This window comes from Dinghuibacter silviterrae (assembly GCF_004366355.1).
GTDB lineage: Bacteria > Bacteroidota > Bacteroidia > Chitinophagales > Chitinophagaceae > Dinghuibacter > Dinghuibacter silviterrae.
Map to the genome: position 1 here is coordinate 1,895,788 of NZ_SODV01000002.1, position 24,120 is coordinate 1,919,907.

Here is a 24,120-nt window from a genome sequence, read left to right on the forward strand (position 1 = left end):
CAGACCGAGACTTGGGAAATCCTTTAATCCCCCTCTCCCAGCTCGTCGTCCTCGTCCAGGTCCGGGACGCCGGCTTCCATGTTTTCCTGCTCTTCGATGACGTCTTCCTCATCGGCGGGTTCTTCGTTTTCGATGTCGTCGTAAAGGTCCTCGTCCCCGGTGATGTTTTCGTCGTCGTCGAATATATCGTCGTCGTCATCCCGTGGCGTCCGTGGACCTGACCATTGGTAGGCTACTGTTGTCATAAAAAGGTGTTTAGAAAATGGCCACAATTACCATACCGGAGCCCCATTAAGGCGCGGTCACGTATACCGCTCCATCGTCAAACTGTTGGACTAACCGCATCTGTTTGTGCGTCAGTACATCATGAAGCGACAGTATGGCGTCGTTGGTGCCATCGTTAAACCAGATCAGGTACTGACGGGATGTCGCATAGTATTGCGCAATGGGTCCGGGGAAAGCCTTTTGAGGCAAAAGCTGACAGCTATACCCGCCAAAAAAGTAGACACCTTCCGGTGAATTGGAATACAAGGTATACCCGGGGAGGAAAGGAGACGGCCTGTCTTCAAGGAACTTGACCAGGGGGCTGTCATCCCAGTCGTCCTCGGTATACCCGCCAATGCCGCCCTCGGCAATGTCCGCATACCACTGGTGATCCGCCACAAGCTGGCTGGACAGCACCAGGAGCAGGATGCCAAGACCACCCACCCGCCAGCAGCGACGCGCAAACCGGGTGGAGGCCCGCCCGGAAAACCACGCCAGCGGAAAAGAAAGGCTTAGCACAAGCGGGATATACAGGGCCGACAGTAACCGGCTGTTGATCTCCTCGTACCGGGAAATCGTAGCCGACAGGACCATGAACACCGAATACACCACCGCAAAAGAAAGCCCGATCTTCACAAAGGCAGGATATTCCCCCTTCAGCCGCGGGATCCCCCGGGTAAATAAAAGAACCAATAAGATCAGCAGCACCAACCCGATGATCAGGCAAAGCTGGTAGTGCGTCGTTCCGAAAAGGAACCAACCCGAAAACGTGTCCCCATAGTAATACAGGTTACGCAGCAAAGGGGTGACCCCTTTTTGCCGCATGCCCGTAAGGGTCCCGCTCTCCAAAAAATTACGCGTGAGGTTAACGGCCAACAGAGAGACAGACAAAAAGCCAAAAAGAAAAATATGCCCCCAATGGCGGCGTCGCTCCAGGAGCAACAGCAATCCGCCCGTCGCCACCAGCGTCACTCCTGCATACCGGAAAAAACACGCAAGGGCGCAGACCAAAGCGACTACTAAAAGCGCGGCAAGACTATGTCGATAAAGATACCGCCGCAGTGCGATCATAAACAGCACCGTCAACAACACAAAAACCGTCTCCGACCAAAGCATGATATACACTTCGATCAAGGCAGGGCTAAGGGCGACGCAAATAGCCAGCAGCGGCTTGTGCCACCGCTCCGGATACCCCATCCTGCCCGCCATATATCCGCAAAGCCCGATCAATAACGCAAACAGACTTGGGTTCAGGTATTGCAGGATGTTCAGCGGGTCCGCGTGCGTGAGCCGCATCAGCAGCGCGAGCAGCAGGGGATACCCTGCAGGAAAGTCCACGAACGGATGACCCGTATAATCCAGGAGCCGGCCCGTCTGTACGAGTTGGTGGGCCCCGCTGACGTAGGCGATCGAGTCCGGGCTTACGCCCACCCCGCTTCGGTGGATACACCAGAAGGTGAAGACGAATCCACCCAGGGCCGGGAGGAGCGTATACAGGGAGCGCAGCAAGGAGACGCGGACTCGTATTTCCATGCCACGAATGTAGGTCAATACCCGATCTCTACCGTGTGTTTATAGGTCGTGCTATTGTCTACGTTTCCCAGCATGTACCCGGCGACGTCCGCGCGTGCAATGACCATGGGGCGCGCGAGGAAACGGTCGATGGCCACCCGGTAGTGCCCCTTTGGTTTTCCGTTGGTCAGGCGGGGGGGCCGGACGATGGTCCACTCCATGTCGCTCGCCTTGACGATATCTTCCATCTTCCGGAGGTCTGCAAAAGGATGCCGGAGAATGCGCTGCAGGACGTACTTGGTAAGGAACCGTTGCACCGGGTTGATCTCCGGTCCGATGTCCAACCCCAGGGCCGACATGACCATCAGCCGCGATACACCGGCCCGGTGCATGGCATCGAGGAGGTGCGTGACCCCTTTGGAGTAAAAGGTTGTTGGTTTTGTCGTGTTGACGCCCAGACAGGCAATCACCGCGTCCTGGTCATAGACTTCAGCGGCAAAAGAACCGGGTAACAGTACATCCCCCTGTACAACCCGCAGCAAAGGGTGACTAAACGTTATTTTTTCCGGTCTCCGCACCACGGCGGTAACAAAGTGACCGGCCTCCAGGGCGTACCGGGTAAGCGGGCCGCCCGTCGCGCCCGTGGCGCCAAATACAAGAAGACGCATATACAAAAGATTTAGTTGAAGCGAAAAGCACTCAGCAGAAAAACCCCCATGACAAGCGTGATCTGCACAATATGGAAAAACCGGATACGCGCCCGCAGCACCGCAGGCGTTTTAGCGGTACTGTCGGCGTCGAGCAGTTTTTTTAGCTGCACTCCCTGAAGCCGTCCGCCGATAATCCCGGTGATAATGATCAGGACGACCAACACAATTTTGATACGAAACCAGGTTTGTTCCCCGAAGATCCCATGTGTCAGTGCCATCATCCCGATCCCGGCGAGGATCAACACCGCCGCGCCGATACGAATAAGCGGCGGGAATCCCGCCGTGATCTGGCGGGTAAGCAGGGCCTGGGCGGGATCCCGGTCCCAGACTTTCCAAAAACGGGAGAAAGCGACGAAATCCGCCAGAAGGATCCCCCCTAAAAGGGTAAAGCCCGCGATATGCAGGGTCAGGAAAGTAGAATACAAAACGGAGCTCATATTATTACGTTTTCGTAGTTGATATGACAAATGTATATCGAAAACGAATGTTTTGCAAACCGAAGTAGAAATTATATTTTTACTACGAAAACGTAATAAATGCACCTGCCAAACAAAACCGTAGAACTGGTCAACCTTTGGGCCCAATTCGAGGCCCGTTACCCCGACGGAAGTATAGAAGATTTTTGCCGGTATACCCTGATCCACCAACGCGAGGGCCGCCAGACAGGTGAGATGATGGCCGGGGTGATCCCCGCCGTGCCCAACGCCGTGCTGTTAAAGCTGATGGGACGCATACACAAGATCAACGCCGCTTATGGAAGCGCGGCCCTGGAAGGAACGGGGTTGCACCAACTCGAAGAGATGGGCATGCTCCTAAGCATCTACCAGCTCAAGACCCCCCGCAAAACCGAAGTGATTTATACGAACCTGATGGAGTTGTCCAGCGGCACCGATATGCTCAACCGCCTCCGGCAAAGAGGCTACATCAGCGAAACCGCCGACAAGGAAGACAAACGCTCCAAACGGTTGCGGCTGACCCCCGCCGGTCTGGCGGTCATCGACCGCGCCGCCGCCCGTTTGGAAAAAATGGCCCGTATGATGACCAAAGACATGCCCACGGAAGACCAGCAGCTCTGCATACAGCTCCTGCGCAACATGGAAATCAAACTCGCCGCCCGCTGGGTCCAGGACAAGGGTCGTCCCTTCGACGAGGTGTACAAAGAGCTGGCTTAGTCGCTCAGCGGATCATTCAGGATCCCTGTAAACAACACCACCCCGCTCGTCTTTTCCCGGATCGTAAAGAGGAAAGCCCGGTTCAGTTTGATGTTGTTCGTGGGCACGGCTACGCTTGTTCCGATACCCACCACCGTTGCCGCCGCGGCCTTTGTGCCGCTCTCGTCCACCTCGATGGCCGCCTGGTGGATGACCCTGCTGAGAAACACCGGTATCGTATACATATTCGAGAAATCGGCCGCATGGCCAAAGGCAATCCCCATCCCCAGGCTGGTTAGCGCGGGTTGCATGGATACGTTATAGTCAAACTTGAAGCGCGGCATCGTCAGATTGGCCTGCGAGGTGATCATCCGGCTGATCCATCCCGTCAGCAACGCTGGCGTAAGCCCCGCGGCAAAGGACCTGATGTCCCCCGCGGGCATCATGATGTCCATGACAAACTGCTTCCCTCCATAGGGCAACTCCACCATCGTCACGGTATCGGTGATCAAAAACTGGATCGGGACCGGGCTCTGCAACCGCATCGTCTGAACGTTTTCCACCACACCATCGCCGCGTGTAAACGGAGCCGGCTGGGTAAGCCCCGCGTCAAACGAGGTCGTCCATTCGCCCTTAAAATAAACGGCATTCACCAGAAACATGATTTCGGTTGGCTCGATGCTGTTCAATATTTGGGGAATCATTTGCTGGGTCTGGTTGGCCACCCATTGATTGATGGTTGTCACCGAAGACGGATTGCTAAAATCCAGCCCCGCCACCTTTGCATTGTAGTCGTTTTGTAGTAATTGGGAAAAAGAAGCCATCGGCGTGTTTTGCTGGTTGTACCACTCCGAATTCGCCACCGATAGGGTGACATGATTGTCCGCCCCCGGCAACTGCTGGATCAGGGCCGACGCCGTCCCGTTCAGGTCGCCGGTCGACAGCGCCCCCAGCGCCAGCGCCTTGTTGATGGAATCCAGGGTCGTCCCCGCAGCCCCGTTGTCCGCCATCCCCAGCGCCATGTACACGCTAAAAGGCGAAATGATCTTGTTCTTCAGCACCGTATCCTGCAGGTTCACCGCCTGAAAAAGTGCCAGCGAAAATTGATTTTCCGCCGCCACCACGGCGGTCCCCGAAGCGGGCAGCGTGATGTCATGGGTAATATCCGGGGTAGGGGTAGTCCCCTTACGGCAAGCCGACAGGACCAGGAGGGCCAGGAGCAAACGTTTCATAGACGAGGTTTGGAATATGACGGCGGTCGCCGCCCAACCGTTGCATCCGCCCCTTAAAAATCGAACTTGACCCTCGCCCGGATCCCCCAGGTCGCGATGTCGGGGTGGTTGAGGTAGGTCAGGCGTTTGACGAAATCGATGCGGACCAGTTTGAAGATGTTGGTGACCCCCGCGCTGACTTCGATATAGGGGCCGTTGTTGAGGGTATACGTAGACGTTACCCCGTTGGTCGTGGGGAATTTCATCTGATCCGCGGTAATGGCGGGATTGTTTTCGTCCCGCACGCCCCCGAAAAGGATCTTGCCCGCAATCACCTCGCGGAGCTTTAGCCATTTCAGCAGGGGGATCTTGTTAAAGAAGAACCCGTTGAAGTAGTGGTCGATGTCCACGCCTGCATAGTGATCGGAGACGAATTCCTCGAAATTCATCAGGTTGTACTGGTCGATGTAATACGCGTAGCCCTGATTGGCCGTGTGGATGGTGAGCAGGGGAAAAGGAAGTTTTCCGCCCGTCCACCCCGCGTCAAACGTGACGTCCGAATACCCGATGGGGGACATGTAGACGCGTTTGTATACGTTGAGGTGCAGGGCGTCGTAGTTGTATTGCCCGTTCATCAACCCCTGGAAACCGTGGGCGTAGCGGAGGGTGATGATGGGATACCGGTTGGCGACGGAGACGCGTCCTACTTTGCCCTGATAATATTCTTCATGCGGCGCCCACCGGAGCGTCAGGTTGAGCTCGGTCGTGGTCACCGATTGAACGGAGTCGTATTCATTCGGATTCAGTTCATACACGTAGGCGATGGAGCCCCCGGGGTGTTGTTGCCAGTACCGGAAACCGAGGTCGTAGGATAAATGGTCCCCGAACTCGTGTACGTAGTCGACCTTAAAGATGTCGTTGTACAACCATTTGGTATTGTCTCCCCGCTTCAGCGAGGAATAGCTGCTTTCCTGGTTAAAACCATCCATTTGACCCGGTGTCCGGGTGTCCCGCTGGAAGTTGGCGGTGACATAGTTCAGGGGATATTTGTAGATCGACTGGTGGTTGATCGAATAGGTGCCCCCGAAATAATACTTCCATTTATCATCCTTGGTGCCGTAGGCAACATAAGACTCCACATAGTACCGTTTGCTCAAACGGGTCGTGCTCCTGCCGCCAAAACGGGGTTTGAAGCCTTCCACGGGGTTGAACGTATAAAAGGTGGCAAAGGGACCGACCTCGAAGGGGCCGGCTTGTTTATACCCCGCGACCAGGAGGGTGGCGTAGTCCATGATCCTTTTGTAGGACTTCATCCCGGTCAGGCTGTCGATGTTGGAATACGCCCTCAGCTCGGCATTGGTCAGCGGTATGGTCCGGCTGGCGGCCCACTCACTATCACTCAGCACGGCCGCACCCACAGGGATGGATGTACCCCCGCCGAGGTCGCTGACCCGGGCCGATCCGTCACGCAGTTCCTTAGCCCCGGCAACGGCGCCGGTACCCGGATTGACCACCGTCCCCGGCGTGGCAGACACGACCACCGACGGACCCTTGAAAAGAGAATCGGGGAGGCGATCGCTGGACCGGTAGTTCGAATAAGAAAAGGCCCTTTCCCCAAACGCCCCAACCCCGTTGTTGGTGATCCCGAAGTCGGCAATCATGTCGGAAGAGGTCAGGAAATAACGGCCCGAGGTATCCCTGGAAAAGCCCTGGGTGGCCCTAAAGCCGCGGACATAGTTCAGGTTGACGTGTTTACTGACCTCCAGCGTCGCCTTTTTGATGGCATAGCGGCCGTCCAGGGTCACAAAAAGGGTTCCCTTAAACAACAGGTCATCCGGGTTACGGGGCAGGAAGTTCAGGCGAACCAAACGGATGCCCTCCTCCATGATCGTGTCCTGGATAAAATACATATAGAAAGTCGGGGCGGACCCGGCCACCGGGCTTAGGAACTGGGTGGTAAAAAGGGAAATATTGTTGTCGTAGATGTTGATCGGCTCGTACATGCGCGTCAGGATGTTACTGATGCCTTTCATGTCGATGTACTCGCCGAAATTGATGCTTTTCTGCCCGACGATGATGGTCTTCTTTTTCTCCGGTTGGCGGCGGAAATAGTTGTCCGAAAGGGTTTCCGAAAGATAGATCGGGATCAGCCGCTTGCCCGGGTACTTGACCGTATCCACGTTTTCGAACAGGAAGTGGAATTGTTTCAACAACTTCGAATTCTGGATGAACTTCGGGATGTTGTCCATCGACACCTGCATCCGCTCGTATTCCCGGTAGGTGGCGTAGGGATACCCCTTCACCTGGTTGGAATCTTTGTGGTCGATGACCTCCCGGATCAGTTCAACGGCGGGGTTGTTCTTGTTGCGGTATTTGCTTTTTTTCCACTTGACAACAACCTCCCCCATGCTTTTGTAGGCCGTGCCCATCCGGACGGTAAAGTGCTGTTCCGGGGCGGAGGTCAGCCGGAGGAGCCGGTCGGAATACCCAAGGGAGGAAATGATAATTTGCCGGGTGCCGTCGTCCACTGCGAGGCTGAATTGTCCGGCTGAATCGGTCAGGGTACCCTTTGACCCTTTGACGGCCTTGATGCTGACATTTGGTAAGGGGGCCTTTGTCGTTGAATCCACAACAACGCCGGAGACGACCCGGACCTGCCCGTAGGTGCTCAGGCATAAACTAGTGAAAATCAATGCAATCAGGGTCCTAATATCGCTCATATCGGTCGTTCAACAGCAAGACGCGCAGGGTTATCACGGGTCCCGCCACCTATTGGCCGGCCGCCGCTGCAAGATACTGTGCCTCCATAGCTTCAGCAAAAGCAGTTCCATAAACTTTTGATAAATTGTAGATCTATGAACTTTGGAAACTACATCAAATCGATCGTCAGCGACACCGTGGAAGGGTACCGGAAATGGGCCCTCCCGACCTTTACGGTGGCGTTCTTATTTAGCCTGCTCACCATCATCGCGGCCGGCGCCTTTTACCTGAAGACGCCATTGGGACAAAGACCGTACGGCTTACTCGACGTTTTTTTCGTTTTTTATTCCCCCCGTGGTGGCGAAGCCGTCTATTCCTGCGTCGATCTAAGCCGTACGGCCTGGATTGTTTGCGTTGCCTTTTTTGCCATCGGGTGGTACCGTTTGGCTTCTTCCAACGAGGCATTGCCGTCGGGTTCCGCCCGGTGGGGCGCGTTTATCCGCAGGATCAACGACAAGGATTTTTGGATCATCCTGGGCGTGGGTGCTGGCTTGGGCGTGATGGACTATCTATTGGTCACGCTAAGGGATGCCTTGGAAGGGATCACGAATACGCGATATTCAAACAGCTCGCTGCTGAACTGGCTTTTTTTGGAACTTAGGTTGTACCTGCCCCCCTTGATCATGGCTGCGGTCCTGAAAAACCGCCTTTTTCCCCAAAGCCCCCGCTGGCGCGCCAATCGCTGGTTGTATGCCCTGGCCGGCATCTGGCTGCTGGAGGTGGTGTCCAGCCGGATGATCTGGACGATCGAACAAACGATGTCATTGCTAAGCCTGGCGTCTGTCCACACACCGGAAACGCCGGGCTTTGCCACGGTCGTGGTCGAATACCTTATTCCCGCCCCGGTCATCGCGTTTTTCTTCGTCGGGTTCGCGTCGGTGATGATCCGCCCCGGCCTGCCGGAGGGCGTGGAAGCGCCGTATGCGCTGGCAGGGACGCGGACCGCGGAAGATCCGCAGGCGGAAAGTGCACCGCAGGCCTAAGGGTACACCACCTGTCCCCCGACAAGGGTCATTTCCACTTTGATCCCCCGGATAGCCGAGGGCTCTACCGTTGTCGGGTCCGCATCGAGCACGACCAAATCCGCGAACTGTCCGGGGATGATCTTTCCCTTTTTACTTTCCTCATGGGTGGTATACGCACCCCCTGCGCAATAGGCATAGATCGCGTCCTCGGCACCGATGCGCTGGTTGGCCCCTAAGACGACGCCGGACGGCGCCACCCGGTTGACCGCCCCGTCCAGCCGGTACATGGGTTCATACCGGGACACGGGGTAGTCCGAATGCATGGCCCAGGGAATGCCCTTGTCAATAGCCGACTGCGTAGGCATCATCATGGACAGCCGTTTGGCCCCATAGACCCGCAGCTGATCGCCCAATTCGTTGGCATAGCTGTGGAAAACAGGGATGACACTGTCGGCTGCCAGCCGGTCGAGGATTTCCTCATTGGTGATGCTGCAATGTTCGATCCGGTGCCGTACATCCACCCGGGGATAGCGTCTTTGCGCGTATTCAAACGCCGCCAGCACCATGTCGATTTCCCTGTCCCCGTTGGAGTGACAGGCGATCTGCAACCCCGCCCGGTGGATCTTCAACACCAGGCTGTCCAGGGCTTTTTGGGAGCGGGCCGGCGGAATCCCGAAGTAGTCTTTTTTCCCGGTGGCCGGATCCAGGGTATCATAAGGTTCGTATAGCCAGCAGGTTTTTCCGCTGAGGGAGTTGCCGTGGAAAATCTTGATGCCTTCGATCCGGAGAAAATCGGTTTGCAGCCGCGGGATCTTCCCGCTCAACACGTCGTCTAAAAAGTCGACGCCGATATAACAATTAAACCGGAGGGGGAAGTGCTCCGCCACCAGCGTCTGGTAGATTTTTACTTTGCCCGGGGTTGTCCAGCAATCCCCCAGGCTGGTGATACCACTCGCCAGCAGCCGGTGAAAATACAGCCGGTAGCCGTCCAGTTCTTCCTCCCGCGTGGGTTCCGGCACCGGCGCGCCCTTGGCCGTCAGGAGACCCCGCGCCGACTCCTTGATGATCCCGTCGGGTTCCCCGTCCGGGAAGCGCTCCAGCGCCCCGCCCGGCGGGTCCTTCGTCTCCTTCCCGATATGGTTCAGACGCAACAGGTAGGAATTCACCGCCGACACATGCCCGCTGGCCTGGCTGAGGATCACCGGATGCTCGGTGGTCGCCAGGTCCAGGCTGTCCCGGATGGGCTGGGCGCCCAGCTTTATTTCGTTATAACCCACCCCCCGGATGATCATCCCTTTGGGCGTGACCGCCGCCTTCCGCCGGAGCAGGCCGATCAAACTGCGCATAGACGACACCGTATCCAGCTCCAGTGAGGCATAAGGCTTGTCCCAGGTATAGACCGGCGCGGGGTGTTGGTGTACGTCGTTGAAACCAGGGACCACTGTCTGGCCGTGCAGGTCGATGACCTTGGTGCCCGGGCCCTCGAACGTCTTGATGGCCGTCGTGTCGCCGACGGCGAGGATGGTCGCGCCCTTGATCGCGATCGCTTGCGCCCGGTCGCCTTTGGCGCGGAGCGTGATCACGTTGCCGTTGGTCAGGATAAGATCCGCTTGCTGGGGCTGTACGCCCGCTGCCGCCAGGGCGGTCGCCTGCTGGGCCCGCGCGCCCTGCGCGGCAAGAATGCCCGCTACCAGGAAGGCCGCAAACACGACAAGAATATTCCTCATGTTTTTGGAGACATAGGTACCCCTTGAATATTAGGCCCCGATTAGGTAGCTGTTAGCCTTGCCTCGTGCTTTTAGCGCCCACCGGCCGGGCTGATCCTGGCCGTGGTCAACATGCCCGCATGGATGGCAAGATGCATGATCATGCCTTCCTGGGCGACACGGACGCGCATATCGTAATCCATGCGCATATTGGTAATGAAATTTTGTAGGGTGTCATACTCCATGGTCCCTGTCCCATCGCCACCCCCCTGGATAGGAAATGGCAGCGCGTCCGAAGTCGCATTCATGTCCAACATGATGGTCAATGTAAAGTGGGCGATGCCCCCGGTGACATTCTTTAGCGTATAGGTGATCTTCTCGTTGATCCCTGCCGCCATCGGTCCGATGGGAATTTTTATGGGTACGACCTGGGTATAAGAGCCCCCTATGGCCAGTTTGGCATTGGGCAGAGGGATTTGGGTGGAAAGGGTATTGGCCATTTTTAAAAACGACGACCGCATGGCTGTATCCCCATTGGGACACTCAACCGAATCATATTGCGGCAGACCGTCGGGAATCAACTTGCCATAGGCCTTGAGACCCAATAAACGGTGGGTCAGCGAATCCGTATCGGTGATATCCATCACGACGGGGATATGACCGGTAGGGCCAGGCCTGGCCGTGGTGATCGTACAGCCGAGCCGAGAAGACAGTTGTCGCGAGGATACGGGTGCGCCGCTTTCCTTGATCTTGTCCTGTATCTCCTGGCTGCTGCTGTCGAAGTCTATATGCATGTCATAACGCTGGTTGATCGTCTCGGTATAGACGGTCTGGGGCAGGAAACGGATTGTAAAGGATACGGAATCCTGGGCGTTGGCCGAAGCGCTTCCGAGCATTCCTGCCAGCAAAAGAGGTAACAAGGTTTTCATGGGGACGAAAATACAAAAAATGACCCAGTGCCAGCCGGGCGGGCTCAGCCATAAAATGCGTACCTTCGCTCCGCGAGCCGTGCCATCGTTTCCGCGTCAGCGGGAAAGGAAAGTCCGGACAGCGCAGGGCAATCCACCGGTGAACAGCCGGGCTCCCTTGAGCAGGAGACAGACAGTGCCACAGAGAATGACAGCCCGCGTCCGCGAGGGCGGGGGTGATGGTGAAAACGTGGGGTAAGAGCCCACGCGCCGTTTGCAGTAATGCAGGGGCGGGGTAAACCTTGGATGCTGAAATGCCACGTATATGTGCCTTGAAGGGCGGCCCGCCCGAGTTTTCCCGGCAACGGGGAACGGGTGCAGGGGTAGGCAGCTAGAGGGCGTCCGCAAGGGCGTTCCCAGATAAATGATGGCAGCCCCTCCGGGGGTACAGAATCCGGCTTACAGGCTTGCAAACACTTGGGGGCGTCCATAGGACGCCCTCTCCCTTAAATGTTGTAATATTGTACTGATTACTGATTGAATAACTCCTAAACGACTACCTCAATGATGAAGACACTCCTGTGGGTATCCTGCCTGACAGTGGCAGCGGCTGCGACGAGCTGTACCAAGAAAAACTATTACACCACACCCAGCACGACCATCATCGCCCAGGCGGACAGCACCTCCTGGAAGGTGGATCAGTCGGGCGACGCCTGGACCATCAGCATCAGCATGCCAGAGATCACCAACTCGGTCAACCTCACCGACAACGTCTCGGTGGCGATTTCGTACAATTACAACACCTCCAGCTCATCGGACATCCAGTTTGAGGCCATCCCCGAGCTCTACAACGGCTATTCCTATAGCTATGTGTATGGGGTAGGGTACCTGAGCATCTATGCACAGTCTCCATCCGGGACCGTCCCCGCGGCTACGCCGGGGGCTGTGTGGGTGAAGGTTGTGCTGACGCCGTCCAATCAGGAATAGGTCCGCCGCGATAAACGCAAAAAAGCCGGCCCCGGAAAGGGTCGGCCTTTTTATGCGACGAGCAGCCCTAACGGGCTGCCTCACGGCTGTATCTCGTACCGCTCCCGCAAAATCTTTATGTGGTGCCGCATATGCCCGACGATCAAAAACGCGATGGTCAGCACATCCACCTGCTTCCCGCTGGTGGTACCCGTGCGTTCCCAGCAATCGTCGGTAAAACTGTACAGCAGCAGCGTGCTGGCCTTCCGCACACTTAGGATTTCCTCGGAAAGGTCGGCCAGGGTGCGATGGTCCGCGGGCGCCATCCGGGCATAGTCGTCTTCTTCCCAGTTCGGAAGCGGCGTTTTGTCGCCGCGGGCGATGCGCAGGGCCCGGTAATCGAATATCCGCTCCGCGTCGATGACGTGCTGGAGCAGTTGGGCCACGGTCCACTTGCCCGGGGCGTAGGCATACCCCAGTTTGGAGGAATGGATCGCGCCAAGGAGTTCCTTGATCTCCGCCAGGTTGTGCTCCAGTGCCAGGAAAATATCGTTTTCGTCTACGAGGTCGACGTAGTTCTTGTAAGGGAGCAGTACATTTTCGGGTCTTGCCATAGCCCCGAAGTTAATCTTTTTTGTTCCTCTTAATATGGGTCCTGGGGATCTTGTTTTCCCCCTTCAGGGTTTCCGCCAGCTTGATGGCTGCGTACGCATTCACGATCCCGCCGCTGGTACACAGCTCGGACAGGGAGGTTTGTGTTTCCGTGCCCGGGATGGTCACCTGTTCTGCGGGCGCAATGGCGGATTTTTCGATCACATACTTGACCTGTTCGGCATTCAGGCTGGGGAAATATTCGCGGATCAGGGCGGCGACACCGGCAACAACAGGGGAGGCCATGCTGGTTCCGTCGGCGAAATCATACCCGTTGTTCAGGACGGTGGAATAGATCTTTACACCCGGTGCAAACACATTCACGCTGCGTTTGCCGTAATTGGAAAAACCCGCGACGAGTCCTCCGATCCGGTCGTCCCCGCTGGCACCGACGGTGATCCAGTTGGGGGCGGTTTCGTTGCCATCGATATAGTCGGGGGTGGGGAAGTTGTCGGTGGAATCCACGTTTTCGTGGTCGTTCCCCGCGGCGTGGACGAGGAGTACGTCTTTGCTGGCGGCGTATTTTACGGCTTCATCCACCCAGGCTTTTTGGGGAGAAAAACTTTTGCCAAAACTCATATTGATCACCTTGGCGCCGTGGTCCACGGCATAGCGGATGCCGAGGGCGATGTCCTTGTCGTGTTCGTCCCCGTCGTCGACCACCCGGACCATCATGATTTTGACGTCGTCACAGATGCCGTCGATACCGATGTGGTTGGTCCGGTCGGCGGCGATGATCCCTGCAACATGGGTGCCGTGGAAGATGGCGTTGCCCATGAGGTCGTTGTTGCCGTAATAGCGGTCGTTGAAGTCGGCGTAGTTGTCTTTCACCACCTCACCCCGGTAGTCTTCAGGGGCCTTGTCCAGTTCGTCCGCTTTTTCGGACTGCCCTTCATAGTAGTCGTTGAAATTCTGGATGAGCGTCTTGTTGAGGGCGTTCATTTCGTCAAAACCCTTAAAAAGGGCCATCATGACGTTTTTGGCCCGGGACAGACCGGCCGTCGTGGGGGCGTAGGCCTGTAGGTCATTGCCCGTATATTCCTGTTTGCCCAGGGTCTCGCGCATCACGCTATCGGCCGTGGGTATGTTCTGATAGAGGTGCTTCAGCGCCAGGACGGTCATCGAGGCGTTGGCGGCGTCGGCTTCCAGGCGGGACTTTACCTTTACCCATTCCTGGTATTCCCATTTCTTCTCGTCGGTCGTTGTATCGATGGCGGTGGAGTCTGCGTATTTGGCCTTGAGCTGGTGATAGATCCTGGCCCCTTCATAAGAGTCCTTGACCACGTTCCGCCCGTCTTTGCCACCGAGGAAGTTCCATCCATGTACGTCATCCACGTAGCCGTCGTGGTCGTCGTCTATACCGTTCCCGGGGATCTCGCCCGGATTTGTCCAAAGCACGGTTTTGAGGTCTTCATGAGTGGTGTCGATCCCGGAGTCGATCACCGCCACGACGACCGTGTTGTGCTTTTTCCCTGTCTTTTGCAGTTCCTGATAAGCCTGGCCAAGGGAGATGCCGTTAAAGCCATCCTTTTGCTTATCCAATAAGTGCCACCCCTTTAATGAATCGTCTCCTAATTCACGGGCGGATCCTACACTGACCTCCTGGGCGCGGACGGTTAAAGAAAAACACCCCAACATCAAGCCCCACAAAACCTGTTTACAAAAAAGCTTCATATGCATGTCTAGATAAAAAGAAGATAAAACGGTAAACCTCAAAAATACGGGTTCCTGTGATGAAAGGCCCCATTTATATGATGATTGGCGTGTGATGACTTGGTGAATTCACGAATCTTTAACTGTCCGGGAATTTCCATAGATTTACCGCCATGACGCGCTCCTTAACCCTGCTCACCGCCCTGGGCCTGTGTTTGACCACCGCCCGGGCCCAGACGACCCTAGACTATTCGCTGTCCTTCTCCCATTACATGCACCACGAGGCCGTAGTGGACCTCACCGTCCACCAGGCCCCCGCCGGTCCCCTCACCTTCCGGATGAGCCGGTCGTCCCCGGGCCGCTACGCCACCCACGAGTTCGGAAAGAATGTCTATGACATCAGTGCCAAAGATGCTTCCGGCAATCCGCTCCAGATCCGGCAGGTTGACGGGGACGTATACGAGCTCCCCCAACACGGGTCGACCGTAACGGTGGAATATACGCTTTTCGGCGACCGCACCGACGGCACGTATGTCGGGATCGACCGTACACACGCCCACCTGAACATGCCCGGTACCATCCTTTGGCTGGCCGGCCAGGACAAGGCCCCCATCAAAATAACCTTCCAGGCGCCCGAAGGGCTGCACTGGGCCGTGGCTACACAGCTCGTCCCCACCGCCGATCCTTTTGTTTTTACCGCGCCCGGTCTTCAGTACCTGATGGACTGTCCCACCGAGCTGTCCGATTTCCGGATGGCGAATTTCGAGGAGACAAATACGGATGGGAAAAAATTAACGTTCCGCGTGTCCCTGCACGCCGACATCAGCGACGATACCTGGAAAACCCTGGTAGATAATGTTCGAAAAGTCGTGGAAGAAGAGAAAAAGGTATTCGGCGAATACGCCTCCTACGACTACGGTACGTACACCTTTATCCTGGACGCCAACGCCTGGGCCAGCGGAGACGGTATGGAGCACCGTAACTCCACCTGTATCACCCTCCCCATGGGCAAAGTGACCGGAGACGATATGCCCCGCATCCTCGACGTCGTGGCCCATGAGTTCTTCCACTCCTGGAACGTCAAACGCATCCGTCCGAAAGCCATCGAGCCCTTCAACTTCACCAAGTCCGATATGTGCGACGAGCTTTGGGTGGCTGAAGGTTTTACACAATACTACGGCAACCTTCTCCTGACCAGGGCCGGCTTTAAGACAAAGGAAGAAGAGGTGTCCCTCCTCGGGAATTACCTCAACGCCTTTTTACAAAGCCCGGGTTCCCGGTTTTTCACCCCCATCGAGTCCAGCCGCCGCGCCGTCTTTACCGACGCAGGCGTCTCCATCGACAAAAATAATTTTGCCAATACCTTCCTGAGCTACTATGTCTATGGCGCCAACATCGCCTGCATCCTCGACCTGCACCTCCGTAAGGACTACAACAAGACGCTCGACGACTTTATGAAGGCGTTGTGGATCCACTACGGGAAGGTGGCCCGCTGGTACGACGTCCAAGACCTGGAGACCACGCTGGCGGGGCTTACGACCGCGGACTATGCCCGCGCCTTTTTTGCGAACTATGTCTATGGAATCCACCACGACGACTGGCAACCGTACTTTGCCGCCATCGGGGTACAGGTGTCCAATGACCAACAAGGCAAGGCAGGGTGGGGGAATGTCACGTACGCCACCGACGACAGTGGCCACGTCGCCATCGGGCGGGGTTGCGTGCGGGGCACCGCCTTGTACGCGGCGGGCCTGGACGCCGGGGACGCGATCCTCAGCCTGGATGGTACACCCGTCCGTTCGGCCCATGACATCAGCACCTTCCTGTCCACCGCCGCCATCGGGAAAACGGTTCAGGTCGGGTTTTCCAACCGCGGTATATCCGGGACCTTGCCCGTGACCCTGGAGGAGCGCCAGGAATACGAGGCCAAAATCGCCGCTGGTTTTGAAGCACAACAACAAGCCTGGTTAGGCGCACAATAATGGAACAAGTACAAGACCTCGTCCGCCAACTGGCGTTAAAACCCCACCCCGAGGGGGGCTACTACCGCGAGACCTACCGCTCGCCGGGCCAGGTGCCACAGGCGGCCCTGGCCCGCCGTTTCGGGGGGGACAGGGCGTATTCGACTGCCATCTATTACCTCCTGGAAAGCGGTCACTTCTCCGGGTTTCACCGCATCGCCAGCGACGAGTGCTGGCATTTTTACCAGGGAGTGCCGCTGCACATCTATGTATTGGAAGCCAACGGCACCGTGACCACCATCCGGCTCGGTTCCCGGCTCGACAAAGGCGAGGTCTTCCAGGCCGTCGTGCCCGCCGGGCGCTGGTTCTCCGCCCGCCCGGGGGAGCCCGACGGGTATTGCCTTGTAGGGTGCACGGTGGCACCTGGTTTTGAGTTCGACGACTTCGAGATGGCCGTCGCCGAAGACCTTGTCAAGCAGTTTCCGGGGCATGAAGCCCTGATCCGTGAACTTTGCCGCTCGTAAGGGGCGCGGCGCGCCCCCGGTTGTCCGCTTCCGGACGGAAAGTTGTCCGCTATTGCACAACCGGCAACGCATCTTATTTTTCCCTAAAGTTGGTAATCAGTTATTTACACCTGGCACACGGGTTTGGCAGCGCTTTGGCATTACATAGATCAAAACCAAAAAGCCATGAAAAAGTTTGCAGCCATCGCCGCTATCGTTCTTACCGCCGCACAGCCGGTATTCGCAGGTAACAATACGGGGACACTCGAAGGGGAAAACACCCGCGCCATGAAAAGCTTTAACGCCAGCTACAAAGGAGCTTCGGCGATCTGGAATGAAGAGAAAAATTACACGGAAGTACTCTTCTTCTGGAACGGACACATGATGGATTCCTTCTACGACGTAGACGGAAACCTGATCGGGACTTTCCACACGGTGGCCGCCTCGACGCTGCCGGCCAAGGTCCGCGAGCACATCGCTTCCTGGTACAAGGGGTACGAGATCAAAGAGGTTACCGTGATGCAAAAGGACGGAGAGGACGACATGACCTATGTAAAGGTCGTAAGCCCCAAGCACATCCGCGTCCTGGAGGTGAAAGCCGACGGGGACATCAACGAATTCGAGGCGCTGCGCTAGAGAATCCCCGACAGCAGCCGGGCCACCGATTCCTGAAAACGCGTAAAGCCTCTTCGACGGCCCCAGCGAGCCGCATCGAGCCGGTCGCTGTCGTCCAGGTCCGCCAGAAATTGTTCTTTCAACTGCACGGCCACCCCCTGGTCATAGACCAGGGCATTGGTCTCGAAGTTCAGCTCGAAGCTCCGGTTGTCCATATTGGCCGAGCCCACCATGGCCAGGCTGTCATCGACCACGATGGTCTTGGCGTGGACAAAGCCCTTCTGATAGCGGTAAATCTTGACCCCGCAGTTCAGGAGGTCCTCATAATAGGCCGACGCCGCCTTGTTGACGATCCAGGAATCCGAATGAAACGGTACCAGCATGCGCACATCCAGCCCGCCAAGGGCGGCTGTCCGGATGGCGTCGTACACCGATTCATTGGGGATAAAATAAGGCGTCGTAATATAGACATACCGGCGGGCGTTGTGGATGATGGCATTGTTGGCCATCATGATGGTCGGGTTCAGGGAGTCCGGGCCGCTGGAGGCCATCTGGACAAGCGTTTGGCCCTGGACCTGCGAGCGGGGGAAAAAGCTGTCGTGGAATTCGACGTCTTGTCCGCTGGCAAACGACCAGTCCGATAGAAAGAGGTATTGAAGAGAGTAGACCGCGCTCCCGCGGATCTGCAGGTGGGTGTCCCTCCAGTAGACCTTTTCCCGGGCGGAGCGGCTGGCAAGGCCGGAGGGCCCGGAGTGGCCTGCGCGGCCACCGGATGGCTTCCCGGTCACCGCGTTGCTATACCGGTCTGAGATATTTATCCCCCCCACAAACCCGACGCGCCCGTCGACCACGATGATCTTGCGGTGGTTCCGGTAGTTGAGCCGGTTGGCAAAAAACCGGACCCGGTAAAAAGGGTAGACCTGCACCCCCGACGCCCGCAGGTCGCGCAAAAAGCGCCGCTTGATATCCTTGCTCCCGAAGTCATCATAGACAAAGCGCACCTCGACGCCCTCCCGGGCCTTTTCCATCAGGATGGCTTTGATCTCGTCGCCGACGATCCCATTTTCAAAGATGTAGTACTCCAGGTGGATGTGGTGCCGCGCTTCCCTGAGCGCCTTGATCACTGCCGGGAATTTGCCCTCCCCGTTGCGGAGGATTTCTACCTCGTTGTGTAAGGTCAGGGGTGAAAGGGTATCCTTGAGCAGCAGGTGAACCACGTTGCTAAAGGGCGCCAGCGCTTTCTCGTTGGCGGCCAGGTTTTCCAGCGACCGTTTGTGGATGCGCTGTTTGACCTGCTCATACCGCCGGATGTCCCGCCAGAGTTTGCGGTCGTAGATCTTGTTGATCCTCCGGTTTTCGCCTATGCCTAGGTAGATCAGCAGCCCAATGCCGGGTAGGAAAAACAATAACATTAAATACCCTAACGCTTTTGCCGGCTGTGCAGTCTGGGTGATCACTTTGATCCCGAAGAAAACGGCGAGGATATAAAGGAAGACCACGATGAGGGTTTCCAGGAGCGCAGCGTGGGGCATCGGGTTTTTGTGGTGAAAATACTGAATTACTGCCTCAGGTGGTGCAACCGCTCCTTCAGGAACTCGTTCGCGGATGCAATCTGGTTATTGACGGTATTCTTGGAGATGGACAACTGTACGGCAATCTCCTCGTGGCTGAGCCCCTCATTCCGGCTGAGCTTGTAGATATGTTTCCGTTTGGCCGGCAGGGCTTCGATGGCGGCTTCTATATCCTGGAGCGCCTCTTTGGTATGCAACGGTGCGGCCCCGTCCTTTTGCTGGCCGTCATCCAGTTGTTGCAGGAAACGGATGCGGGTGACCTCCCGGCGGCGGTGATCGATCACCATATTTTTTGCAAACGTGAACAACTGCCGGCGCGCATCTTCCAGCCCTCCCTGTTCAAAGGCCGTCGGCCAAAGATTTGTATAACATTGCTGCACGACGTCTTTGGCGAGGTCATGGTCTCCTAACAATTTCCGCGTGAAATGGAACAGCTGATCGAAGGAGTTTTGGTATATGTCGTGGAAGACGCGCTCTCGATGTTTGTCGAATGCAGTTCGCATCGGTGATGATTAGTTCGACAAAAATAAGGGCCCCTACTACACGGCCCGCGTTAATTTTTCGGCACGTATTAAGTTAATGTTAACGGTAGTTATGGGTTCTCCTGTGTCCGTTGTGGTTCATGTAATGGACTTTGAAACTTTTTGCAAATACATGAAGGGCGGGTGTTCTCCGGCGGAGCGCGCCCGTTTCGAGCAATGGTGGTCCGAACATCCCCGGGAGGTGGACGCCTGGTTCGAACGGGTGTGGGCCGAACAACCGGAACACAATACCAGGGAACGGGCAGAGATATGGGAACACGTCAAGCCAGGGGAAGAACGCCGTGGATACTTTCGCGGGCGCCGCGGTGGCTTCTTTCGATGGGCCGCGGTCGCGGCGCTGGTGATCGGGCTCTGCGGTTACCTCCTGACACGGCACCGCCACGAGGCCGCGCCCGTCACCCTGAGCTGGGCAACGCTGACAAATGACTCCGCAAAGCCCCGTCATTACCTGCTGCCCGATAGCACCGGGGTATGGCTGAACGGGCATTCATCCCTTGCGTATAACAATAGGGACAGGCGAACGCGTTTGTCGGGAGAAGCCTTTTTCACCGTCCGGAAGGATCCCGCACGGCCCTTTAGCGTGGAGGTTCCGGGAATGGTTACCAAAGTGTTGGGTACCTCCTTTAATATCGACGCGTATCCCGGGGAACGGGCGGTGCACCTGGCCCTTGTACAAGGCGCCGTGGGGGTCTGGGCAGGGAGGGACAGCATCGTGCTAAAACCCGGGGATATGGTCACGCTGGGCGCGCGCGGGCTTGTGAAAGGCCGGTTCGCCGTGAACGACGTCAGCGCGTGGACCCAGGGCAAGCTGGTCCTGGACCAGGTGGATCTTACCGATGTGATGCGCCGTATCACCCTGCAGACGGGCGTTACAGTTGATATAGATCCGCGTGTTGCGCGCCGGTCGCTCAAGATCAGCGGGATTTACGACATGAAGTCGGTAGGCAATATTCTGGCGTCTATCGCCTTTGTACATAGCCTCCGGGTCATCCGGAGACAAAAGGACCATTACTACCTGAATTACTAACGGTATAAACCAGCTACATGAAACAACGGTTGTCATACGGACTACCTGTCATCCTATTGCTTTTCCTGTCCGTGAGGGTCTTCGGGCAGGACGTATACTCCCTGGGGACGAAAGTCACCCTGAAGGCCAGCGGTCAAACCGCGGACGTCGTGCTCAAACAGCTCGGGCGTCAAACGGGATACTCGTTTTCCTTCGACGCGGATGCCCTCAAAAGAATCGTGATCAACGGGCTGGATGAGGAAAACGTGCCCCTGGGGCGTGTCTTGCGTACCTTAGGCGCCAGTTATGGGTTCGACTTCGTGCTCATCGACAAGACGATCAGCGTGCGTGTCGTCGCCCGGGCGGCCCGCCGGTTGGCCTGGTCCCGTTGGAATGGCCGGGTCACCGATGCCGCCAACGGCCAGCCTCTCGCCGGTGCGGACGTGACCGTCAGGGGGAGCAGGGAAAGCACCATCACCGGTGCGGATGGACGGTTTTCGATGGACGTACAGGAAGAATCCCCCGAGTTTGTGTTTTCGATGATCGGGTATAAGATCCGCAGCGTCCATCCCGCCGGCCCGCAAGAGGTGGCGGTCTCGCTGGCCCCGGACGTCCGGGCCATGGGCAGCGTCGTGGTGGAGGCTCGCAAGCGCGTTAATACCGAGGCCTCCCTGCTCAACGAACGCAAAAACGCGGCCGTTGTGTCGGACGGTATCTCCGCCCAACAGATCGAGAAGACGGCCAGCATCACGACGACCCAGGCCCTGCAGAGGGTGGCCGGGGTAACGATCACAGACGACAAATACGTGGCCATCCGCGGGCTGGGCGACCGGGCGGTGATCGCCGAGCTCAACGGTGCACGGTTGTCGAGCGCCAACCCCGACCGCAGCGCGGTTCCCCTGGACCTGGTACCCGCCGGCCTGTTGGACAATATTACGGTATACAAGACGCTCACGCCCGACCACCCGGCGGACGCCTCGGCGGGGATCATCGAGCTAAAGACCAAATCCATCCCGGATTCCCTGACGGTGCAGTTCACCGTCCAGGGTGGATTTAACTCCACGGTGGGGCTGGCCGGACAGTATAACGGGTTCTACCATGACAACCTTGGATTTTGGGGACAGCGTGTGAAGGAGCACAACCTCAGCCAGGCCTTTCTGAACCTCAACCAGCAATACCCGGGCGGCCTGATCCAGATCCAGGAGCAGTTCATCAACAGCAGGCAAAGCCCCCAGGCTACGGCCGAAGCCTACCGGATCAACAGCATCATGCAGTCCTTCGACCCGGTCCTGACGACCTCCTATCAAAAGGCGGCGCCCAACCAGATCTATGCGGCCACCATAGGGAATGACTTCAGGGTATTCCACGGGCACTCGCTGGGGGTGATCCTCAGCGGCAGCTACTACCAGCGTACCGAGGACATCTACAACGGCGAGCTCAACCAATACAGCCTCTACCAGGGGGTCGTAACCGGTTCCCCCGCTATCTACTCCCCCATGCACATCCCAAACTACATCACCCCCGACTTTCCCCGCCTGGGGAAGTTCCTGAGTTACCAGGAGAGCACGGGCAAGGTAACCCTGAACTATGGGGTGCTGGCGGGGGTGGCCTACCGGTTCAACCGGGGGAACGACGTCCAGTTCCAATATATGGGCAGCCGGGGCGCCGAGGCACAGGGCAGCAACCTGACAGGGGCATGGGACAATACCGGGTTGAACTACCCGGTCTATAACGTCATCAACCAGCTCCACCAGACCTACCGGGTTTTCAACACCTTCAACCTCCAGGGGGAACACCGCCTGCTGGGCGGAAAATGGACCCCACACCTGAGCTACAACCTCAGCTCTTCCAGGTCCGTCCAGAACGAGCCCGACTTCCGGTTTACCGACCTGGCCGACCTGCGGACGACCCGGTACGTGGATCCCAACGGGGTTGGCATCGGTTCGGATACCTATGCATTCGTTTTCGGAACGGTACACGGGCTGGGGCCGAGTGGCAGCGAGATCGGCGCGGACCCCAATGGCCGCCGCTACCGGAAGCTGGTCGAAAACAACTATAACGCAAAGGCCGACCTGGCTATTCCCTTTACCATACACGGTTTGAATCAAGAATTGAAATTCGGAGGGAACTACCTGAAACGGGACCGGACCTTTTCGGAGAACATCCTAGGTCTCCCCGGGACGAACCTGGGGGGCGATAACGGTTTGTTGAACCAACTGGGCGGCGACCTGAACGCGCTGGTGTCGTACCAAAACATCGGCCTGAAGGGCCCCTCTAATTATGATAATGAGGGACAGCCCAGGGTAGGGGGCTTTCTCTACCAGATCCGCAAGTCCCCCAACAATTATACCGGTACCTACGAGACCGACGCCTTTTATGGCATGGCGGACCTCCACCTGACCAAACAGTTGCGGCTCATCGGTGGCGTCCGCTTCGAATCCACGGACATACAGGCGCACGTCGACACCAACCAGGTGTTCAACCCGGTGGCCGCCAACCCCTCGCTGCAGTCGGCCTACGGGGGCAACCTGTCGTTCAGTACCTCCGAACCCAACACGGGCTATTCCACGGGATACAAGCCCTATTACTCAGCTAACCTCGTCTATACATATCACAAGAACATGAATTTCCGCGTGGCTTACAGCACGTCACTGGCGCGGCCGGAGCTGAGAGAAATCACCGATATATACGAATTCGACCCTTTCCAGTTTGCCGTTGTCGTCGGCAATCCGTCCTTAGTCAACCAACTTACAAAAAGCGCAGACTTCCGTTGGGAGTGGTTCCCCAGGGCGGGGGAGGTGTTTTCCGCCTCCGTCTTCGGGAAGCGCATCGAGCACCAGCTCACCAAAGTATTTATCTACAACTCCCAGGGCAACCAGGCTAAATTCCCCGAATTCCCGATCGTGGAATTCCAGAACGACCCGAACATCGGCGTGGTGTACGGCGTGGAGCTGGAAGCCCGCAAGGACCTCGGGGCCATCTGGCCGGGTTTGGCCCACGTGTTTTTCGGGTCGAACCTGCTCCTGGCGGCGAGCTCGATCGACAAAAACCCCGAGCGGCTGAATGCAGACCGGACCAATGACCGGTTTTCACCCGCGACGAGCCCGGTGTTCGAACAGGCGCCCTATTCCATCAACGCCTACGTGGACTACGTCCATCCCCGCTGGGGAACCGACGTGACGGTGAGTTTCAACATCGTGGGAGAACGCCTCGTCCAGGTCCAACTGGATGGAACCCCGGACATCTACGACCGGCCCATGCCGACCCTGGACTTCGTCTTTAGCCAACGGTTGGGCAAGCGCTGGCTGGCAAAGGGATTCGCCAAGAACCTCCTTAACCCGCCCTACCGGGAGGTCTACGCCGACCCGGGTAATAACGGCCAATTCCACGGCATCACCTATGTCCACCATCAATACTACAAAGGGTCCGAACTGGCCCTGGGTCTCACCTACAACTTGTTTTGAT

Annotated in this window: 20 protein-coding genes and 1 other RNA gene; 9 read left to right on the forward strand and 12 right to left on the reverse strand. The window is 57.2% G+C overall.

All coding sequences use genetic code 11. The features are described 5' to 3' along the window. Window positions 1-23 precede the first annotated feature (23 nt). From EDB95_RS24995 to EDB95_RS25010, 4 genes are read right to left on the reverse strand one after another with little or no spacing between them, the layout of a single operon-like run. Entirely contained in the window at window positions 24-245 is a 222-nt protein-coding gene (locus tag EDB95_RS24995; RefSeq protein ID WP_133999052.1) for a hypothetical protein, read from the reverse strand. A gap of 46 nt (window positions 246-291) precedes the next feature. Further along, window positions 292-1,797 carry a hypothetical protein gene (locus EDB95_RS25000; RefSeq protein ID WP_133999055.1) on the reverse strand — a complete coding sequence of 502 codons (1,506 nt, stop codon included), beginning with the start codon at window positions 1,795-1,797 and terminating at the stop codon, window positions 292-294. A gap of 14 nt (window positions 1,798-1,811) precedes the next feature. Beyond that, the gene (locus EDB95_RS25005) at window positions 1,812-2,444 is read right to left on the reverse strand and encodes an NAD(P)-dependent oxidoreductase (RefSeq protein WP_133999058.1); all 633 of its coding nucleotides are present in this window, start codon (window positions 2,442-2,444) and stop codon (window positions 1,812-1,814) included. 11 nt (window positions 2,445-2,455) lie between these two features. Then, window positions 2,456-2,923, reverse strand: coding sequence for a hypothetical protein (locus EDB95_RS25010; RefSeq protein WP_133999061.1), 468 nt, complete (start codon window positions 2,921-2,923; stop codon window positions 2,456-2,458). A gap of 99 nt (window positions 2,924-3,022) precedes the next feature. Here EDB95_RS25010 and EDB95_RS25015 point away from each other — a divergent pair, with 99 nt between their 5' ends. Then, entirely contained in the window at window positions 3,023-3,658 is a 636-nt protein-coding gene (locus tag EDB95_RS25015; protein ID WP_133999064.1) for a MarR family winged helix-turn-helix transcriptional regulator, read from the forward strand. Here EDB95_RS25015 and EDB95_RS25020 read toward each other — a convergent pair. Further along, window positions 3,655-4,869 (reverse strand): serpin family protein, encoded by a 1,215-nt coding sequence (locus EDB95_RS25020; protein ID WP_162852783.1) that lies wholly within the window; start codon window positions 4,867-4,869, stop codon window positions 3,655-3,657. The genes EDB95_RS25015 and EDB95_RS25020 overlap by 4 nt on opposite strands. A 53-nt stretch (window positions 4,870-4,922) precedes the next feature. Further along, entirely contained in the window at window positions 4,923-7,568 is a 2,646-nt protein-coding gene (locus EDB95_RS25025; protein ID WP_133999070.1) for a DUF5686 family protein, read from the reverse strand. A 135-nt stretch (window positions 7,569-7,703) separates the two neighbouring features. On the opposite strand from EDB95_RS25025, the gene EDB95_RS25030 reads away from it, so the two are divergent. Continuing rightward, on the forward strand, window positions 7,704-8,591 hold the full coding sequence (locus EDB95_RS25030) for a hypothetical protein (protein ID WP_133999073.1): 888 nt from the start codon (window positions 7,704-7,706) through the stop codon (window positions 8,589-8,591). Here the strand turns inward: EDB95_RS25030 and EDB95_RS25035 are convergent. Together EDB95_RS25035 and EDB95_RS25040 are read right to left on the reverse strand one after the other, a co-directional pair. Continuing rightward, entirely contained in the window at window positions 8,588-10,300 is a 1,713-nt protein-coding gene (locus EDB95_RS25035; RefSeq protein ID WP_133999076.1) for an amidohydrolase, read from the reverse strand. The two genes, EDB95_RS25030 and EDB95_RS25035, sit on opposite strands and share 4 nt — an antisense overlap. Window positions 10,301-10,371: 71 nt before the next feature. Further along, on the reverse strand, window positions 10,372-11,208 hold the full coding sequence (locus EDB95_RS25040) for a hypothetical protein (protein WP_133999079.1): 837 nt from the start codon (window positions 11,206-11,208) through the stop codon (window positions 10,372-10,374). A 69-nt stretch (window positions 11,209-11,277) separates the two neighbouring features. Between EDB95_RS25040 and rnpB the strand changes: the two genes are divergently transcribed. Beyond that, an RNA gene (gene rnpB / locus EDB95_RS25045) (RNase P RNA component class A) lies at window positions 11,278-11,665 on the forward strand. Between the two features lie 86 nt (window positions 11,666-11,751). Beyond that, window positions 11,752-12,174 carry a hypothetical protein gene (locus EDB95_RS25050; RefSeq protein WP_133999081.1) on the forward strand — a complete coding sequence of 141 codons (423 nt, stop codon included), beginning with the start codon at window positions 11,752-11,754 and terminating at the stop codon, window positions 12,172-12,174. An 80-nt stretch (window positions 12,175-12,254) separates the two neighbouring features. Here EDB95_RS25050 and EDB95_RS25055 read toward each other — a convergent pair whose 3' ends face one another. Continuing rightward, window positions 12,255-12,767, reverse strand: a complete 513-nt coding sequence (locus EDB95_RS25055; protein WP_133999084.1) for a DinB family protein — start codon at window positions 12,765-12,767, stop codon at window positions 12,255-12,257. A 10-nt stretch (window positions 12,768-12,777) separates the two neighbouring features. Beyond that, window positions 12,778-14,478: a S8 family serine peptidase gene (locus EDB95_RS25060; RefSeq protein ID WP_162852784.1), complete on the reverse strand. Its 1,701-nt coding sequence runs from the start codon at window positions 14,476-14,478 to the stop codon at window positions 12,778-12,780. A gap of 152 nt (window positions 14,479-14,630) precedes the next feature. On the opposite strand from EDB95_RS25060, the gene EDB95_RS25065 reads away from it, so the two are divergent. From EDB95_RS25065 to EDB95_RS25075, 3 genes are all read left to right on the forward strand, one after another. After that, window positions 14,631-16,439, forward strand: coding sequence for a M61 family metallopeptidase (locus EDB95_RS25065; RefSeq protein WP_133999090.1), 1,809 nt, complete (start codon window positions 14,631-14,633; stop codon window positions 16,437-16,439). Next, window positions 16,439-16,942 carry a cupin domain-containing protein gene (locus tag EDB95_RS25070; RefSeq protein ID WP_133999093.1) on the forward strand — a complete coding sequence of 168 codons (504 nt, stop codon included), beginning with the start codon at window positions 16,439-16,441 and terminating at the stop codon, window positions 16,940-16,942. The genes EDB95_RS25065 and EDB95_RS25070 overlap by 1 nt, the downstream gene beginning before the upstream one ends. 165 nt (window positions 16,943-17,107) lie before the next feature. Beyond that, the gene (locus tag EDB95_RS25075) at window positions 17,108-17,557 is read left to right on the forward strand and encodes a hypothetical protein (RefSeq protein ID WP_133999096.1); all 450 of its coding nucleotides are present in this window, start codon (window positions 17,108-17,110) and stop codon (window positions 17,555-17,557) included. Here the strand turns inward: EDB95_RS25075 and EDB95_RS25080 are convergent. Further along, the gene (locus tag EDB95_RS25080) at window positions 17,554-19,068 is read right to left on the reverse strand and encodes a phospholipase D-like domain-containing protein (protein ID WP_133999099.1); all 1,515 of its coding nucleotides are present in this window, start codon (window positions 19,066-19,068) and stop codon (window positions 17,554-17,556) included. The two genes, EDB95_RS25075 and EDB95_RS25080, sit on opposite strands and share 4 nt — an antisense overlap. A 26-nt stretch (window positions 19,069-19,094) precedes the next feature. Further along, a complete protein-coding gene (locus tag EDB95_RS25085) occupies window positions 19,095-19,610 on the reverse strand; it encodes an RNA polymerase sigma factor (RefSeq protein ID WP_133999102.1) in 516 nt (171 codons plus the stop codon). A gap of 151 nt (window positions 19,611-19,761) precedes the next feature. Here EDB95_RS25085 and EDB95_RS25090 point away from each other — a divergent pair, with 151 nt between their 5' ends. Together EDB95_RS25090 and EDB95_RS25095 are read left to right on the forward strand one after the other, a co-directional pair. Further along, a complete protein-coding gene (locus EDB95_RS25090) occupies window positions 19,762-20,676 on the forward strand; it encodes a FecR family protein (protein ID WP_162852785.1) in 915 nt (304 codons plus the stop codon). 17 nt (window positions 20,677-20,693) lie between these two features. Beyond that, window positions 20,694-24,119, forward strand: coding sequence for a TonB-dependent receptor domain-containing protein (locus tag EDB95_RS25095; protein WP_133999107.1), 3,426 nt, complete (start codon window positions 20,694-20,696; stop codon window positions 24,117-24,119). Window position 24,120: the final 1 nt, after the last annotated feature.